This window comes from Clostridium sp. SM-530-WT-3G, from assembly GCF_012843905.1.
GTDB lineage: Bacteria > Bacillota > Clostridia > Clostridiales > Clostridiaceae > Clostridium.
Genome location: NZ_JABAGC010000005.1, coordinates 14864 through 32151, shown reverse-complemented (window position 1 = coordinate 32151; position 17288 = coordinate 14864). Strand labels below are relative to the sequence as shown.

The following is a 17288-nucleotide window of genomic DNA, read 5'->3' as shown; positions in this document are numbered from 1 at the left end:
CAAATATACATTTAAAGCCAATGTACGTATGTTCACTTATAGTATATATATTGTGATTAATTTGATTATTTTCACCCTAAAATTGGTATTAAAAATCTATTTATGCCTTATATTATTTGTATATATATGCTATAATAAATTTTTGTAAGTATTTTTTATAATTCTAGGAGTGATTTTATGAGGAAAAGTTGTATTCCAAACCTATTTACCTTTATTAATTTATCTTGTGGAATTGTATCTATATTATCAGTAATGAATAAAAATTATGCTATGGCAAGCATTTTTATCTTATTAGCAGGTTTGGTAGATAGATATGATGGACGTATTGCACGTTTCTTACAAGTATCCAGTGATCTAGGAAAAGAATTAGATTCTTTAGCTGACCTAGTTTCTTTTGGAGTGGCCCCATCTATCTTAACATATACATTATATGAGTTTTCTAATTTAGGACCAAAAGGGATAATTGGATATATAATATTACTTGTTTTCCCAATATGTGGTGCTTTTAGATTGGCTAGATATAATACAGCTACATTTGATGGTGTATTTACAGGTGTTCCAATAACAATAGTTGGATGCTTTATGGCACTATTTAATCTGCTTATTTTAGAATTAAAGGTATCAGTACCTTCATCTATCGTTGTAATATTGATGATTATTGGTTCTTATTTAATGGTAAGTACATTAAAATTAAAAAAAGTATAAAATATAATTTATTATAGTAAGACTCTGATCCATAAATGAATCAGAGTTTTATTTTTTCAACTAACTATTCATCATCACAATCTTCGTCATCTCTTGATGACGAATTTTGAAAATTAAGTTCATTATCTATCTCTGTAAAAATATGATCTTTAACTGTAGCTACTGACATATATTGATTTTTAATTTTACAGTATTTTAAATAAGCACTTTCACATTTATCAAGAGAATCTACTAGATTATCAATTAGGGATCCTACTCCATCTACCCTTTCTAATGCTTTTTTTACATCACTTTTTTTAGCTAAATTTATATTATATAGTTCTGCAGCCCCTGCAATAAGCAGTCTATAAGAATCCACATAACTTTTTAATAATCTGCTTAAATTATCTATATCATTATACTGATTTTTTGCTAAATCATCATACTTCATATTATCTTAATTCCTTTAATTTTTATACCAATTATTATATTTATATGATTCAATTCCATGGTTTAATATTATTTCTTCTTAATTTCATTGTTAGCATATTCATCATCTATATCCGAATATATATTAGTATTTTCTAAATAATAGTCCTTATAATTTTCGCTCATTACATTCATATCAACAAAATCTTCTAACATGTCCTCACTCTCTTCACTATCTCTAAAGACTTTTTTCAATTTATGTTCTTCAATGATTTTTCTTTGTTTATCTGATGTCAAATCCTTTACTTCTGATTTCATAGTACATTTATCACTTTTTATTTCATATTTTCTAACAGTATTCTCAAAAGTATCAATATAGTTTATGGGAACTATAAATTCATCAGGATATTCATATAACATTAGTTTACTGCCCTCCTACCTGCAATCCTTACCTTTCAATTTTTTAAAATAAGATTTAGGATATCTACATAATGGACATTTTTCAGGTGCTTCACAACCTTCATATATATACCCGCAATTTAAACATTTCCAATATGATTTCTTTTCTGAAGCAAAAATCATATTATCCTTTACCCTCTTAGCTAAATCAAGAAATTTTTCTTTATGACTTTCTTCAACTTCTTGAAGCTCTTTATAAAAATCAGCTATTTCATCAAACCCCTCTTCTCTAGCCATATTTTCAAAATTTTTATATACAACTTTACTTTCTTCAGCTTCACTAATTGCTGATTCTATAAGATTATTTTTTGTACAGCATACTCTATCTAAATACCTCTTATATACTTCTCTTGCATGAGCATACTCATTTAAAGCAATAGATTCAAACACTTCAGCAATCCACATATATCCTTCTGATTTAGCTTTTTCTGCATATAGATTATATTTATTTCTAGCTCTTGATTCACCAGCAAATGTCTTTAATAAATTTTTCTCAGTTTTGCTACCCTTAAGGCTCATCTTAAAATCTCCTAAGTATTATTTTATATCTTTATATATTATTCATATTTTTCTTATTCAGTTACACATACGTTAAAACTGATAAAATCAAATTCTGTAATATTTCTCATAAAGTTTTGTTTCTAATACTATATATGTATACTGTTATAAAAAACTTTTCAGCTCATGCAGTCTATTTAATTCCTTCAAAATTAAAATTCCCCACACTTTACATAAAATCATTCACTTAAAGTGTAGGGAATTAAAAAAATATATTACTAATCTATTGTAATCTTTTTATCCTGATCACAAGTTATAATTATCTCCTGATTATCTGTTCCTTTTGTTATTAATTTTACCCTATGTCCCCAAAGCTCCTGAACATATCTAAGAGTTTCTTTTGCATAAGACAATTCTAATGCTCTTCCATCAAAAATATTTTCTAAAGTAAGAGTATAATCCTTTTTATCCATATCAGTTACTCTAACATATGGAATATTCCCCATACCTGAAGTATAGCTTAATGTATCTCTTATCTTCTTCCAGCCTTCCTCATCAGATATTTCTTCTATTACTGTATCAAATGTTCTATGATTATACTCAAATAAATTCAACTCTTCACAAAGTTCCTTAGTTAAATACCTCCTCAAGAAAGATGAATCCCTTTCTATCTCTCTTACTTCAAATATTTTATCTTTTCCATATTTCTTATCTAAATCTTCAAATATTTTAAAACCTATATAATATGGATTCAAACCACCTATCATTGGAGCAATTACATCATTATGACGTTTTAAAAATTCTAAATGAAGATCTTGTGGAAGATCGAGCTCCTTTAAAATATTATAATGTGTATAGCTTGCCCATCCTTCATTCATTATCTTAGTTTCTATCTGCGGAATAAAGTACTCTGTTTCTCTCTTAACAATTTTTAAAATTGATTTTTCCCATTCAGAAAGAGATCCATGCTCTATTATAAATCCCATAACGTCATCATCAGGCTCTAATGGAATTTTTTCTACATTAGGAGGTTCTATCTCTTCATAAACATCGAGTATGCTCCTATTTTCTTTTTTATATTCATACTCATCAAGCATATTTTTCTTTATCTCTTCATCTGAAAGTTCCTTTACCCCGATTGATCTACCTATCTGATATCTTATTGCATGAGCAGCATCTAAAATTCTCTCTACTTTAACATACCCAATACTAGGGTCATCAATATATGAGCGTATAATCTTTGCATCTAAATTAAACATTTCTAAAGTATACTTTGCATTAGTAGCCTGTTTAAATAATCTATTATTCTTAAAAAAATCATTATGTCCATACACATGAGCCATAGTTAATATTTGCAAAAGTAGAGTATTATCTTTCATAAGATATGCAAGACATGGGTCTGAATTTATTACCATTTCATAAGGAAGACCAGTAAGATTTAAGGAATAGAGTGTTTTGCTTTTTTCATATGACTTACCAAAGCTCCAATGAGGATACCTTGATGGCATTCCAACATAAGCTTCATAACCAATCATTTCATTAAAACCAATAAGCTCAAACTCTTGAGGATAATAATCTAATCCATATTCTTGAACTTTAGCTTCTATTTTTTCATTCCATTTTTCAAGATCTCTTATACTATATTTCAATTACTCTTCCTCCTTTAACTCCTTCCTTAACATAATCTTAAGTGCATCCCATAAATCTTTTTTTTCTTTTATTATTACAGGAACAAATTTGGGATTATCTATTTCTTTCTTAAATTTATGATACATTGTTGTAGTATATGTGGATGGAAGTAATTCTGCATATCCAAATAAATTACTTACCTCACATATCTTTTTTACAGCTTCAATTGCTCTTTCATTATCTTCAGACCAGTTGTCACCATCACTTGCATATATGCTATATATATTCCATGCAGAAACAGGATATTTTTCTTCTATTACATTTAAAGCTTCCTTTATTCCACTAGATATATATGTTCCTCCCGATTCTGATTTATGAAAGAATTCAAATTCATCTACTCGCTTAGCTACAGTTGTATGATATATAAATTCGAAAGCTATATTATTGTATTTTCTCTTCAAAAAAGTAGCCAATACAAAAAAGTACGATCTAGCAAGATATTTTTTAGTAACATCCATTGAACCTGATGCATCCATTATAAATATCATAACAGCATTACTTTCTTTTCTAGGCTTCATCTTTACTCTGTAATATCTAAGATCATCTTCTCTAAATGGAAATCTTTCTAATTCATCTTCCATATCCATTTCTCTTAGAGCTCTTTTCTTGCCCTGTTTTCTAGCTATCTTAGTCATTACAGTCTTTTTCTTTGCAAGTCTTGGCCTTATACCATGAAGCTGATATCCCCTCTTTTTGCCACTCGTTTCAGTTATTATTTCAGAATATTTTTTCTTATCTAAATTAGGAAGATCTAAATCTTCAGATATATAGTCCATAAGTTCTTCAAGTGTAATTTCTGTTTCATAAACATCATCACCCTCTTGATTTCCAGCACCCTGCTTTCCTTGTGCCATCTGTTTCTTTCCATTTCCAATTTTATCTCCACGTTGTTCATCACCAACTCCAGTTGCTACCCCTTTAGAGTTTCTTCCATATACAAACTGATATTCCTTAATTCCCTTAATAGGAATTTTGAATTTCTTATTTTTACTTTCTCCAACAATACTTTCCTCTGATAATATATCTCCTAGGTTTTCTTTTATAGATTTTTCTACTAATTGTCTATGCCTTCTTCTATCTTCTATGGATCTATCATGATCAATCTGATTATTTGTATAGTCTCTAAAAATAGCCATGGCTCTTTAATCTCTCCATAGGTTATTAGCAGCATATTTTAATATTACATCACAGCAGTGAAGGCAATAGCCGTTTTTCTTCATTTCTTCAACCATAGAATTATACTTCTCAGCCTGTTCTTTATCCCTTACTTTGGATTTAGTTATAATTCTAGATAAATCTTTAACTGAAGCAGTAAGTTTCTTTTCTATTGCTTCTTTCAATGGTTCATATGATGTATAATCAAGTTTTCCACCCTTTCTTATAATGTAGAACATATAAGAAGTTACATCTGATCTAAATCCCTTAGCCGAAGCTGCATAAACACCAATCTGCTCTTCTATACTTCTCATAAAGTCTTCATCTGGGTTAAGTTCTTCACCTGTAGATGCATCTTTTATCTTGCTCTTATTAACATAAGCTTCTGCATTATCTATATAATTATTGAAAAGACTTTCAGCCTGTTCTCTAAACGAATGAATAAATGCTTTTGTAATTTCTCTTTCAAGAATCTTATTATATTCTTTTCTAACATTATCTTGAATAAATCCGAGATATTTTTTCTTTTCATCTGAAGCAATATCTAATTCTTTAACTGACTTTATCATGCTTTCCATTATACTCAATGGGTTTATACAATCATATTCTGATTCTGAAAGTGCATTATCAATAGCTTTTATAATAAATCTAGTACTTATACCTTTCATACCTTCATATTGACCTGCTTCTTCTCTAAGTTCAGTTATATCTATCTTCTTAGTAGTTCCTTTTTCAACTATTTCTTCGCCGTTATAAATCTTAAGCTTAGTCATAGCATCAACTTTTGCAGATGGAACTAACCTTGAAAGAATTGCAAACATAGCGGCAACTTCAATAGTATGAGGTGCTATGTGAGCTTTGAAATTGCTCTTTCTAAGAATCTTTTGATAAATCTTAACTTCCTCATCTAGTTCTAAGCAGTAAGGAACTTCTATTTTAACAATTCTATCTAATATAGCTTCATTTGTATGATCAGACTTGAATTTATTCCATTCAGCTTCATTTGAATGGGCAACAATAACACCATCAAAATATATCATTGAACCTTTACCTGGTGATGGTACTGATTTTTCCTGAGTAGCAGTAATAATTGTATGAAGATACTCAACATCATTTTTAAATACTTCAATAAATTCAACAAGTCCTCTATTACCAACATTAAAAGCACCATTTAAAGAGAATATTCTTGGGTCATCTTCTGAATATAAATCCATTTTTGAAATATCAATTGAACCTGTAAGTATTGAAGTATCCTGATTATTAGGGTCAACTGGTGGTACAACACCTACACCCTTTCTTGATCTTATAGAAAATCCTGTCCTCTCTACTGGAAAATCTTCATACATACCATTTAGTTCATGCATTAATTTATATCTACATACTGGACATAAATCTCCTTCTATTTGAACTCCAAGCATTTCTTCAAATTTTGGTCTCAAATGCTTTGGAATCAAATGAAGAGGTTCTTCATGCATTGGACATCCTTTTAATGCAAATACAGGTTCACAATCTTCTATTGCTGATTTTAAACTTTCTACTATAGAAGATTTACCTGCACCAACAGGCCCTACCAAATACAAAACTTGTCTAGCTTCTTCACCCTTCATGGCTGCTGATTTAAAATAATTAGCAAGTTTCATAATAACCTTATCAATTCCATAAAATTCATTTTTAAAGAAACCATATTTTCTTATTACATCATTTCCATATATCTTTCTAATACGTGGATTTTCTTCACCCTTTAATTCTTCAACGCCTTTACTTATAATCATGTCATAAATTCTTTTATGTGCTAATTTAACAATTTCAGGGTGTTCCTTAACGATATCAAGATATTCAAGAAAAGTTCCTTCAAATTTTTCTTTATTGGATCTTTCTCTATCTGTTTCTATAAATTCCTTAAAGTTCATACTCATAAACACTCCCCTCCTAATTACAATATATTCATCTAAAAGGTTACAGTATGACTATTTTTTTCAGTTATCTAAATTTAAAAATTTATCTTATAACTACTTATATTAATTATTATGTTATATTATTCATAAATAAAAAAAGAATTGAGCAAAAACTCAATTCTTTTTATTTACTTAAAAACCTTATTTTCTATTTTTTAATTGATAATTCAACATAATTGATTTTAATCTATTTTTCATATTAACTCAGTTATAAGTTATATAGAAATATTATTTTACAGTATTAGGTTCTGGATAGTCTACACCTTTAGTATTAACCTTAATTGACTTAATAACTACATTTTTTTCTGGCTTATCATGAGAATCAGTCTTTACTTCTGATATTTTTTCAACAACATCCATTCCAGATATAACTTTACCAAATGCTGCATACTCCCCATCTAGATTAGGTGCTGATCCTGTCATTATAAAAAATTGACTTCCTGCACTATTAGGATTACTAGTTCTTGCCATAGAAAGAACTCCTTCAGTGTGTTTTAAAGAATTTGCAAATCCATTAGATGTAAACTCACCTTCTATAGCATATCCTGGACCTCCCATACCATTTCCATTAGGATCTCCACCTTGTATCATAAAATTCTTTATAACTCTATGAAATGTAAGATTATCATAAAACCCTTTATTAGCTAATGAAATAAAATTATTCACAGTATTTGGTGCAATTTCTGGATATAATTCTGCTTCAATAGTTCCAAAATCCTCAACTTCAATTGTTGCTATTGGAAGATTTTTATTCTCTTCATCAGAGCTTTTCGTTACTTCATTAGTTGTTGTATTTTCTGTTTTTGTACTTGTAGAAGAATTACCACAGCCCATAAGAATCATAGGAAAAATACATACAACTGATAATATTAATTTCAAAAACCTTTTCATATTCTATTCACCTTATCCTTTTCCTCATATTAAATTTCAACTTTTTACAATTTTTATAATTACATATATTTTAAAAAGTTTTTTATTTTAAGTCAAATCTAGTGGATAGAATAATCTAAATTATAGCCATATTAATATAAATATTTTAATATTTAATGAAACTAGACTCACATTCTTTTGTTTAATAAGTTCCACTATACAAAAATAAATTTTGGAGTATAACTTATCGAAATAAATAACTATACATCCTAATATATGAAAGTCTTCATTTTTTAACATGGAATATATTATTAATTCATAAGCATACTATTTATGACAACAATTTAAGGAGATGTTTTACATGGCAAAAGCAAAAGATTACGTAGATTCATCAATGTCTACACTAAAAAATACAACAAGTTCATTACAACAAGCTTTATCTTCTGCTGAAAAAGCTGATAATAAAGCAAAAATTCAATCTGCTATAGACTCAATTAATAGTGCATGTCAACAATTATCTAGTTATCAAGACTAGTAAAAAAGAAGGTCTAACACTAAAATTAGGCCTTCTTTTCTATATTATAAAAATAATTTTTATTATTAATAGTCCTTATGCTTTCTTTTATCATAATGATCTTGTACATTCATAAGTGCTTCACCAAATCTTTGATAGTGAACTACTTCTCTTTGTCTTAAGAAACGTAATATTTCTTTTATGTCTTGATCATCTGTCAAATTAATAAGCCATTCATAAGTTGCTCTTGCTTTCTGTTCAGCAGCCATATCTTCATGCAAATCAGCTATTACATCATCTTTATTCTGTATATAAGTTGCTGTCCATGGATTTCCCTGTGCATCTGAATAATATAATCCTTTTCCATGATCAGTATAGTGCCCTGCAAGACCAGCTTTCTTTATATCTTCTACAGAAGCATTATCCATTAGCTGATAAATCATAGTAGCAATCATTTCTACATGAGCCATCTCTTCTGTACCAATATCAGTTAATAATCCTTTTGATTTACCTGTTGGCATAGTAAATCTCTGATTTAAATATCTAAGAGCTGCACTTAATTCACCATCTGGTCCTCCATATTGAGACATTAAAAATTTAGCCATTCTAAGATCATTACATTTTAAATTTATTGGATACTCTAATTTTTTAACATAATACCACATTAATAAAATCCCCCTTAATCACATAATTCCCAAGGCCAAGGCTGATTTACCCATTTCTCTGGATTCTGAATATATGTAGCACCTAAATTTTTTAATGGACCATAGCATATTTCATATTCTTTAATTAATTCATTCAATTTCTTAGAAACTTGCTGATAATCTTCTTTAGCTTTTTTATTATTTGGGAAATTATCAAGATAAAGATTTAATTCTACAGCTGCAAACTGTAATTTTTGTATTTCATAAGTTAATTTTTGTACATCCATAGTTATCTCCTTCGTTTATCTTCTAAATTAGCATTTATTCTTTTTATAAGGTCTATATAAATCTGCAAATAATGTGCCTCTACACAACGCTTCACTTATTGAGTAAAGATTTTCATATTTTTGAAGAACTATATATGCACGAGCATATTCTAATTTCTCACATTTAGACATATATATCATCCTTTCATAATGAGTATATTTCATAATACTCTATAACACATAAAAATGTTACATATTTAACTGTTGTAAAATTAGATATCTTCTTTATATTCTTTCTCAAGCATTTTTCACTTACTTCAATTCCGGTAACTCCATTATCTATATAAAATAAGATGCTATTATCACTTTTTTCATCCAAAAATCGAGTAATTTCATGTTTTGAAACTAATAATTTTGGAAATAAATCAAAATTATACATGTTCTTTAGAACTAATAAATGATATTATTAAGATAAATGGGAACCTATAATTTTATGGAGATCATGTTTAAGCGTAATATTATTATCTAAATTAGAAGAAAAGGTTAATCTTCATTATTATGATTTCTATTGAAAACAAAAGGAGGTAATATATTATGTTAGTTACAAGTACAGGAATTATAGACGGTATAATTCAAAATCAATACGGTGGTCATGGAGAATACTTTTATATATTATTAAATTAAACAAGAGGGCTGTCAGAATAACTAAGTGTAAATTAGTTACTCTGATAACCCTCTTACTATTAACTATATAAATTATTTTTATTATCTGCAATCTTCAGGAGTAAAACTACAATATCCCATCTTATCACATTCTTTTTTCATATCATCCCACTTAGCTTCACTTTCAATAGTTTCTAATGCTGTAGGATATAATATATAGTTTTCTTTGAAAATATGATCTTTTAATTCAAAGCAAATCGCATTCGAAAGTCTTTTTAATTCTTTTTTATACTCTTCAAAGTCTAAATCAGAAACAGACTCACTTAATTTCTTTAATTCTTTTTTCTTTTTTCTTAAATCATCATGTTCAAGTCTCATTATTCTAGTTGGACCTGTAACACCTTTTACTTCAAGTTCTGGGAATAAAACATCTTCTTCTCTTTTATGATGTGGCTCTGCATCTAGTATGTTAGTAATTAATTCAGTTACTCTTCCAAACTCTTCTCTATTTTCATCATAATTATCTAAAGCTAATATTATATTTGTTACTTCTTCTAATTCCTTTAAAAACCCTAAAATTAATTCGTGTTCTTCTATTAGGGTATATAATACATGTCCCTTTGATATATTGCTTTGTAACTTTTCTAGTTCGCCTTTTAAAACCATCATATGAATTTCACATAAATGTCTTAATTCACTAGGATCCGTTCCTTCTTCTATTAACTGTTGTTCTGCAATTGAAAGTTCTAAAGGACTTATAGATTTAACAAGGTCTAATCCCTTTTCTCTTAACTCATCCGTTATTCCCTTTTCATTTAACTCTCTTAAAACAACTGTTAGTTCTTTTATCCTTTGGTTATCAACAGCTCCATTTACGCCATTACCTATTACAATTGTCTTATTTTCCATATTACTCACCTCCATGCCAATAATTTATTTTTTTATTAATATCTCTTAAATAATATATTGTTTTCTTTATGTATATGAACAAATAAATCTTTTTCAAGTTCATGCATCTTTAAGTACATTAATTTAAAGCTTGCGCATGCCCATTCTGGAGCAGTATAATCATCTGTAATTTTTGCTAATTCTTTAAGTATATCTCCAGCAGCTTCATGTTCGCTTATAAACATTTTTATTTCTTCTTCTATTCTTCCCTTTTCTTCTGCATCATCTGTGTTATCAAAATTAATCATATTTGGGAATAGAATTCTTTCTTCTTTTATTAAATGTTCTTCTAATTCACACTTAAGTGCTCCAAAAAGCTTATGAATCTTTATTAATCCTTCAGGCATATGATAGAAATGAACCTTAAATACTTTTACTAATAATGGATCAATTTCTTTTAATAATTCATAAGTTTTAGCATGATGAGTATTTACTATATGGTCAATTAACTCTTCTGAAGATTTTTCTTCCCAATTTACATATTGAGTATTATCAAATTGGAATTTTTCAAATTCAGCATTTACTTCTTCAATGAATTTATCTACATCAATGTTCTTTTCTTTTAATGCTTCTTCTAAGTTTGATTTTCCACCACAACAATAATCTAATTCAATTTCATTAAATTTATCAACTATAGGTGGATACATAATAACACATTCACCTAAACTTAAATTTTTATTTATTCTCTTTTTCATATTAATCCCTCCAAATGGTTTAATCTCTTCTCTATGGGTTCATTATATAAAAAAGATAAAAATAAAAATGTGCTTTGAATCAAATTTTCAAATAATTTTTTATTTTTTATATTTATCTATTGTTTTAAAAGTATACCCCTTAGAAATCCAATATGGAATCACTTTTTCTAAGGCTTGTATAGTTCTACTTGGCGCTTCATTCTTTCCTCTTCCATCATGAAGGCATATTATATCTCCAGGTTTAGTTCTCTTAATAAGTTTATTAGCTATTATTTCAGATGTAGTACTACCACTCCAGTCTCCAACCATAACATTCCATAAAACTGGTACTAAATTATGCTTTTTTATTTGAGATAATGTACATATATTAAAACATCCCCAAGGTGGTCTGAAATAATGTACATCTACTGATAATTTATCTAATATCTTTATACTTTCTTCAAAATCATACTTAGTATACTTTGGAGTCTGCCATAAAGAATTTCTATGCTCTAATGAATGGAATCCTATTAAATGTCCTTCGTTTTTCATTCTAGATATAATATCTGGATTTTTCTCTGCAAACTTAGCAACAACAAAAAAACTAACTTTTATATTATATTTTTTTAATAAGTCTAAAAGTTTATTTGTATAGTTTGGATCTGGTCCATCATCAAATGTGATATATATATCAGATGTTTTATTTTTTTTCATAGCATTTGACATTCTGCATAAAAAAGTCACTCCAACACTATATATTAAAATAAATATAAGACATATTACGATTACAAATTTTAGCAGCACTTTATATCATTCCTTTCATAAAAAGCTTTTATAGGAGATGTTTTATTAAATTTTTGCTGTACATCTACCATGTTATTTTTCATTAAATTTAAAAGTCTTTTATCTTTAATAACATTCAAGATATCTTCAGCAATATCAATATCATCTGACCATGCAACTCTACCTATATTATTATGTTCAATATATTCTGCATTTCCTACTTCTTGCTGTAAAAAAGGCTTGATTACATACAATGGTGTCTGAGTACTTATCGCTTCAAATGTTGTTACTCCTCCAGCCTTAGTAACCAATAAATCAGACTTTTTCATATATTGATCTACTTTATTCGTATAACCTACAACATTAACTTGAGGATAATTAATTTTTAAATAGTTAATTAGTTTTTTATTTTTACCAGCAATTACAGTAATAGATATATTCTTAGCATTATTTAACTTGTCTATAAATCCACTTATTGATGGAATTATTCCTAACCCTCCACCCATAATTAACACATTAGTACCTTCTGTTGTATCTTTTTTTATATATGTTTCTTTAAATTTTTGCTTTACTGGTATTCCTGATACTAGTATATTTTTAGGTTTCACTTCATTTGAAACTAATTCTTCTTCAGTCTTATGGTCTCCAACAAAATATAAATCTGTATTACCTGCTAACCAATATGGATGTGGGAATATATCCGTTATATATGTACATAATGGTATATCAGATCCTGTTACTTTTTTGTATTCAGATATATATTGTGGGCATATTGGCATTGTCGCTATTATAAAATCCACATCATACTGATTTAATAATTCTTCTATCTTATATAAAGCTATTTTCTTAAAAGGAATCCTCGGCTTCTTTTCTGATGCTTTACTAAAAAAATTATATATTGATGAATGCTTTCCTACAATAAAATCAAAGATTTTATAAATAAATTTATTAAATGTGGGAAACATATATTCAATAATATCTACTATATATACATTGCAATTTGATTCTGAATCTAATATTTCTTCATATACAGACTCAGCAGCTGACATATGGCCATTACCAAACTTTCCAGTTAAAATCACTATATTCATATTCCAAGTATTTTCCTCCACGCAGTATACTATAGTAATTAATATACATTATTTAGAGCATTTTTTCAAAAAAAATATTATATTTATATAAAAAATATTAAAATTATCCAATTAAACTCCGAATAATATTTATTTTTGTCGAATTAACACAAGTAAAAACTTCCTCTTATTTAAGATTTTTGTCAAAAATTTTTATTTTTACTTATATTATTTTTAACACTGGTGTAAAATAACTTGAAATAATTACTTTAATATAAAATAAATTTATACTACTGTTAATAATTTTAATAATATACAAAAAAAAATTTACCACCAATCGAAATTTTATGGTGGCAAATTATTGTAATGATTTCAAAAAACAAACTATTCAAATACTATTAATAACCCTATATTAAAAACTTATTTTATCGCTTTGCTCTTTATAAGTTTAACAACTGTCTCAGCAGTAGACTATTTCCAATCAATTTCACCTTACAGGTTCATTTCTTGGATAGTCCTTGCATGGACATTTGTAAAAAACTTATTTTATCGCTTTGCTCTTTATAAGTTTAACAACTGTCTCAGCATGAGGAGTATTTGGGAACATATCCTTTACCTTCGTTTGAACTATCTTGTATCCCTTTGATTCTAAAACTTTAAGGTCAGTAACTAAAGTTTTAGGATTACATGAAACATAGATTATTTCTGGTGCATTGAATTTAATTACGTAATCTAATGCTTTTGGATGTACTCCACTTCTTGGTGGGTCTAAGATTATTATGTCTGGCTTATCTTTTACAGTCTTAATTATTTCAGCTACATCCCCAGCTAAAAATTCACAGTTATTAAGACCATTAAGCTTAGCATTTTCTTTTGCAGCTTCTACAGCTTCTTCTATAAGTTCTATCCCAACAACTTTTTTAGCCTTTGGAGCTACTATTTGACCTATTGTTCCTGTACCACAGTAAAGGTCAAATACTACTTTATTCTCACTATCCCCCATGAATTCTCTAACCATTGAGTAAAGCTGCTCAGCTCCCTTTGTGTTAGTTTGGAAGAATGAGAATGGTGATATGTTAAATTCTAACCCTAAAAGATTTTCTCTTATATAATCTTTTCCGTAAAGAACATTTACCTTTTCAGGTATAACTGCATCTGATCTTGAATCATTTTCAGTATGTATTATTGAAACTAAAGTTCCTAAATAACTTTGATTTCTAAGTAATTTTACATAATCGCTTAAATCAAAATCTATTTGTGTTGTAGTTACTAAGTTCACTAAAAGTTCTCCAGTATTCTTAGCTTTTCTTATAACTAAATGTCTTAAATATCCTTCACCCTTCATTACTCTATAATAAGGTAAGTTTTGTTCTCTAAAATATTCTACTGTTAATTTTATTATCTTTCTGTAATCTTCATCTACAAGCATACATTTATCTACTGTAACTATTCCAAAGGATTTTCCTCTCATGTGCATTCCTACACCAAGTGGAGCTCCTTTTTCTTCATCACCAAATGTAAATTCCATTTTATTTCTATATTCAAATTGTTCTGGGCTTCCTTGGATTCCTAGATATTCTCCAGTCGAAACATCTGCTTCATCAAATAAAGCTTTTACTTCATCACTTAGGAATTCTAATTGCTTTTCATATGGAATGCTTTGTGACGAACATCCTCCACATACTCCAAAGTGTGGACATGGTGCTTCTATTTCATATGGAGCCTTTTCATCTACAGACATTAATTTTAATTCTGCATATTCTTCTCTTTTCTTTTTGACTCTTCCTGTTATAGTTTGCCCAGGAAATGCATTTTTGACATAGATAACTTTATCTTCCGCATGACCTATACCTGTTGATGGAAATTCTAATTTTTCTATTTTAACTTGTAAGTCGCTTCCTCTTTTCATTATTTACTCCTATCATCTAAAATTTCTTCTATAAGTTACTTAATAAAAAACTTCTAATCATGACAACAGATTGGTTACTACTGTTTTACGTATAAACCAATCTGTTAATCTTAATATTTAATTTAATTTTATATACTTAATATCCTCTTTGCAATAGTCTTTTTTTCTTTTGTTTTTGCCATTAATGGTGTATAGATACAATTTAATATAAAATATATGATTGCTCCGGCACCTACTACTGCACCATTATCTCTTACAAATCTATATCCAACAGCATTTAAAGCAAAATCAATGATTACAACTAATACTGATGATATTGCAGCTAATATAAGCTGGTCTAATATATTAGAGAAAATTTCTTTTCCTGTTCCTGAATTTTCTTGTAAGTCTAAATCATCTTCATTTGTAGATAATTTTTCAACTTCACTACTAATTTCTTCTGTAACTTCTGTATTTAAAGTTTCTTTTTCCTTGGTTTCATTTTCTATTACTTTATCCTTTTTCAAAAAAAATTCCCCCCTTGAAGTCTATTCCATACTCATTTCTGCATCTGCAAACACATATTTCTTTGTAGACAATTTATAAAAAATACATTGTTTATTAGCTATAATTTCTTCTTTTAAGCCATTAATTGTATTATTTATCTTAACTTCATTTTCTCCTGCTTTAAGTTTTCCTATTATTTCATTATTTATACTTGAATAATCTCTATTTTCTTCACCTGTAAATGCTGCTATATATTTAGCAAATGATGTTTTTCCTAAATCAAAATCATTATTTTTAATTGCATTTTCAGAGTCAAAATTTAATAATAATTTTAATTCAATTACTCCACTTTCCAAATCCTTTCCATAAAGCTTTAATCCAAAAGACATATTGGAAATCCTATTTGCTTGAGCATTTTCATTATCATAATACATGCAATCTTCTGTTATATATACATTATCATAATTCTTAATAACTTCATCTGTAGAATATTTTATTCCAAATTGATCAGTTATTTCTTCCATCTTCTTCAATTCTTTTTGATATAAATTTTTAGTTTCATCTAAAGTATAATTTTTTGACCATTCACCTTCTACTTGTGAATCTTCCTGTGATGTTTCTGCATCGCTAGATTCTACTTGATTTTCACTTCCAAAAATTTTTATGCTGTCTAAACTTTTACTACCACAGCCAACTAATGATGTTGCTACAACCATACTCATAACTATACTTAAAATCTTCTTAGACACTAAATAACTCCCCCTTGGCTCATAAGTCCAAATTACTTATAAATAATTACTAATTAAAATACTATTATTAATTAATAACCTGCACAACATCAACATCCCAATTTTAACATTATTCTATTACAACTTTGTGTCAGTTTTTACTTTTAATTAGCACTATTAGTAAAATATTATATTAAAATTTATATTTCTATATAATATAGCATTATATAGCATTCTAATTATATATTCTTTTAGTACGTGTTGCAATTAATATCCAAATTATATTACATCATTATAAATATAAAAAATAAACTTTTAACCCTATACTGTTAAACTATCTTTTATTTTTTCAAATACTTTTTCACCTATTCCATCTACATTTTTAATATCTTCAATACTTTTAAAAGCACCACTTTTTTCTCTATATTCAATTATGCTATTAGCTTTCGACTCACCAATCCCTTTTAATGTTTTTAACTCCTCTATTGTTGCAGAATTAATATTTACCTTAGAGTTTACTTGTGTGTTTATACTAGATTGTGCTGTATTTTCACTTACATTAATACTCGATTCTTCATTTTTATTATATATATAAATAAGTTCATGATTTTGAAGTTGTTTTGCCCTATTTATACTATTTATATCTGCATTTTCAGTAAGGCCTCCAGCTTTTTCTATAAGATCCTTTACTATAGAATTTTCTTCAAGTACATATACATCCGGATTTTTTACTTCTCCCTTTATTTCAACCGTAATATTCTTTTCTTCTTTATTAAAATTATTTGATTTTATGTAATCAGAACTAATTCTATTTTCATAATTCTCATTAGAATAATTTTTTTCTGCAGAAGTTTCCTCTTCAAT

The 17288-nt window shown here is 27.7% G+C and carries 21 protein-coding genes; 2 read left to right on the top strand and 19 right to left on the bottom strand.

The window, feature by feature from the left end; translation table 11 throughout:
• The first annotated feature begins 177 nt into the window (after positions 1 to 177).
• The gene (gene pssA / locus HF850_RS03485) at positions 178 to 705 is read left to right on the top strand and encodes a CDP-diacylglycerol--serine O-phosphatidyltransferase (protein WP_169104093.1); all 528 of its coding nucleotides are present in this window, start codon (positions 178 to 180) and stop codon (positions 703 to 705) included.
• A gap of 64 nt (positions 706 to 769) precedes the next feature.
• On the opposite strand, the gene HF850_RS03480 is transcribed toward pssA, so the two are convergent.
• The 7 genes from HF850_RS03480 to HF850_RS03450 form a co-directional block, all read right to left on the bottom strand.
• On the bottom strand, positions 770 to 1135 hold the full coding sequence (locus HF850_RS03480) for a hypothetical protein (RefSeq protein WP_169104091.1): 366 nt from the start codon (positions 1133 to 1135) through the stop codon (positions 770 to 772).
• A 68-nt stretch (positions 1136 to 1203) separates the two neighbouring features.
• Complete coding sequence (locus HF850_RS03475) at positions 1204 to 1533, bottom strand: hypothetical protein (protein WP_169104090.1); 330 nt, start codon at positions 1531 to 1533, stop codon at positions 1204 to 1206.
• Positions 1534 to 1548: 15 nt separating this feature from the next.
• A complete protein-coding gene (locus HF850_RS03470; RefSeq protein ID WP_169104089.1) occupies positions 1549 to 2091 on the bottom strand; it encodes a rubrerythrin family protein in 543 nt (180 codons plus the stop codon).
• A gap of 257 nt (positions 2092 to 2348) precedes the next feature.
• Positions 2349 to 3719: a SpoVR family protein gene (locus HF850_RS03465; RefSeq protein WP_169104088.1), complete on the bottom strand. Its 1371-nt coding sequence runs from the start codon at positions 3717 to 3719 to the stop codon at positions 2349 to 2351.
• A complete protein-coding gene (gene yhbH, locus HF850_RS03460; protein WP_169104087.1) occupies positions 3720 to 4895 on the bottom strand; it encodes a sporulation protein YhbH in 1176 nt (391 codons plus the stop codon).
• A gap of 6 nt (positions 4896 to 4901) precedes the next feature.
• Positions 4902 to 6824, bottom strand: a complete 1923-nt coding sequence (locus tag HF850_RS03455) for a PrkA family serine protein kinase (RefSeq protein WP_169104169.1) — start codon at positions 6822 to 6824, stop codon at positions 4902 to 4904.
• A gap of 273 nt (positions 6825 to 7097) precedes the next feature.
• Complete coding sequence (locus HF850_RS03450) at positions 7098 to 7760, bottom strand: peptidylprolyl isomerase (RefSeq protein ID WP_169104086.1); 663 nt, start codon at positions 7758 to 7760, stop codon at positions 7098 to 7100.
• Positions 7761 to 8100: 340 nt separating this feature from the next.
• On the opposite strand from HF850_RS03450, the gene HF850_RS03445 reads away from it, so the two are divergent.
• Positions 8101 to 8274: a hypothetical protein gene (locus HF850_RS03445; protein WP_169104085.1), complete on the top strand. Its 174-nt coding sequence runs from the start codon at positions 8101 to 8103 to the stop codon at positions 8272 to 8274.
• A 65-nt stretch (positions 8275 to 8339) separates the two neighbouring features.
• Here the strand turns inward: HF850_RS03445 and HF850_RS03440 are convergent, their stop codons facing one another.
• The 12 genes from HF850_RS03440 to HF850_RS16105 form a co-directional block, all read right to left on the bottom strand.
• Complete coding sequence (locus tag HF850_RS03440) at positions 8340 to 8918, bottom strand: manganese catalase family protein (RefSeq protein WP_169104084.1); 579 nt, start codon at positions 8916 to 8918, stop codon at positions 8340 to 8342.
• A gap of 14 nt (positions 8919 to 8932) precedes the next feature.
• The gene (locus HF850_RS03435) at positions 8933 to 9184 is read right to left on the bottom strand and encodes a spore coat protein CotJB (RefSeq protein WP_169104083.1); all 252 of its coding nucleotides are present in this window, start codon (positions 9182 to 9184) and stop codon (positions 8933 to 8935) included.
• A gap of 27 nt (positions 9185 to 9211) precedes the next feature.
• On the bottom strand, positions 9212 to 9355 hold the full coding sequence (locus HF850_RS03430) for a spore coat associated protein CotJA (protein ID WP_243159391.1): 144 nt from the start codon (positions 9353 to 9355) through the stop codon (positions 9212 to 9214).
• A 13-nt stretch (positions 9356 to 9368) separates the two neighbouring features.
• Positions 9369 to 9542 (bottom strand): hypothetical protein, encoded by a 174-nt coding sequence (locus HF850_RS03425; protein WP_169104082.1) that lies wholly within the window; start codon positions 9540 to 9542, stop codon positions 9369 to 9371.
• A gap of 386 nt (positions 9543 to 9928) precedes the next feature.
• Complete coding sequence (locus HF850_RS03420; protein WP_169104081.1) at positions 9929 to 10735, bottom strand: DUF438 domain-containing protein; 807 nt, start codon at positions 10733 to 10735, stop codon at positions 9929 to 9931.
• 35 nt (positions 10736 to 10770) lie between these two features.
• Positions 10771 to 11469: an iron-sulfur cluster repair di-iron protein gene (gene ric, locus HF850_RS03415; RefSeq protein WP_169104080.1), complete on the bottom strand. Its 699-nt coding sequence runs from the start codon at positions 11467 to 11469 to the stop codon at positions 10771 to 10773.
• 99 nt (positions 11470 to 11568) lie between these two features.
• Positions 11569 to 12162, bottom strand: a complete 594-nt coding sequence (locus tag HF850_RS03410) for a polysaccharide deacetylase family protein (protein WP_243159390.1) — start codon at positions 12160 to 12162, stop codon at positions 11569 to 11571.
• An 80-nt stretch (positions 12163 to 12242) separates the two neighbouring features.
• Entirely contained in the window at positions 12243 to 13322 is a 1080-nt protein-coding gene (locus HF850_RS03405) for a glycosyltransferase (RefSeq protein WP_169104079.1), read from the bottom strand.
• Positions 13323 to 13842: 520 nt separating this feature from the next.
• Complete coding sequence (gene rlmD, locus HF850_RS03400; protein ID WP_169104078.1) at positions 13843 to 15210, bottom strand: 23S rRNA (uracil(1939)-C(5))-methyltransferase RlmD; 1368 nt, start codon at positions 15208 to 15210, stop codon at positions 13843 to 13845.
• A gap of 128 nt (positions 15211 to 15338) precedes the next feature.
• A complete protein-coding gene (locus tag HF850_RS03395; protein WP_206151579.1) occupies positions 15339 to 15716 on the bottom strand; it encodes an RDD family protein in 378 nt (125 codons plus the stop codon).
• A 21-nt stretch (positions 15717 to 15737) separates the two neighbouring features.
• Entirely contained in the window at positions 15738 to 16445 is a 708-nt protein-coding gene (locus tag HF850_RS03390) for a hypothetical protein (protein ID WP_169104077.1), read from the bottom strand.
• 300 nt (positions 16446 to 16745) lie between these two features.
• Positions 16746 to 17168 (bottom strand): helix-hairpin-helix domain-containing protein, encoded by a 423-nt coding sequence (locus HF850_RS16105; protein WP_347564398.1) that lies wholly within the window; start codon positions 17166 to 17168, stop codon positions 16746 to 16748.
• Between the last annotated feature and the right edge of the window lie 120 nt (positions 17169 to 17288).

Coding starts and splice junctions, on each gene's coding strand:
- yhbH (WP_169104087.1), bottom strand. CDS start 4,895: ATGGCTATTTTTAGAGACTATACAAATAATCAGATTGATCATGATAGA.
- pssA (WP_169104093.1), top strand. CDS start 178: ATGAGGAAAAGTTGTATTCCAAACCTATTTACCTTTATTAATTTATCT.
- HF850_RS03435 (WP_169104083.1), bottom strand. CDS start 9,184: ATGGATGTACAAAAATTAACTTATGAAATACAAAAATTACAGTTTGCA.
- HF850_RS03430 (WP_243159391.1), bottom strand. CDS start 9,355: ATGTCTAAATGTGAGAAATTAGAATATGCTCGTGCATATATAGTTCTT.
- HF850_RS03420 (WP_169104081.1), bottom strand. CDS start 10,735: ATGGAAAATAAGACAATTGTAATAGGTAATGGCGTAAATGGAGCTGTT.
- HF850_RS03405 (WP_169104079.1), bottom strand. CDS start 13,322: ATGAATATAGTGATTTTAACTGGAAAGTTTGGTAATGGCCATATGTCA.
- HF850_RS03455 (WP_169104169.1), bottom strand. CDS start 6,824: ATGAACTTTAAGGAATTTATAGAAACAGATAGAGAAAGATCCAATAAA.
- HF850_RS03470 (WP_169104089.1), bottom strand. CDS start 2,091: ATGAGCCTTAAGGGTAGCAAAACTGAGAAAAATTTATTAAAGACATTT.
- ric (WP_169104080.1), bottom strand. CDS start 11,469: ATGAAAAAGAGAATAAATAAAAATTTAAGTTTAGGTGAATGTGTTATT.
- HF850_RS03445 (WP_169104085.1), top strand. CDS start 8,101: ATGGCAAAAGCAAAAGATTACGTAGATTCATCAATGTCTACACTAAAA.
- HF850_RS03450 (WP_169104086.1), bottom strand. CDS start 7,760: ATGAAAAGGTTTTTGAAATTAATATTATCAGTTGTATGTATTTTTCCT.
- HF850_RS03440 (WP_169104084.1), bottom strand. CDS start 8,918: ATGTGGTATTATGTTAAAAAATTAGAGTATCCAATAAATTTAAAATGT.
- rlmD (WP_169104078.1), bottom strand. CDS start 15,210: ATGAAAAGAGGAAGCGACTTACAAGTTAAAATAGAAAAATTAGAATTT.
- HF850_RS03475 (WP_169104090.1), bottom strand. CDS start 1,533: ATGTTATATGAATATCCTGATGAATTTATAGTTCCCATAAACTATATT.
- HF850_RS03410 (WP_243159390.1), bottom strand. CDS start 12,162: ATGAAAAAAAATAAAACATCTGATATATATATCACATTTGATGATGGA.
- HF850_RS03480 (WP_169104091.1), bottom strand. CDS start 1,135: ATGAAGTATGATGATTTAGCAAAAAATCAGTATAATGATATAGATAAT.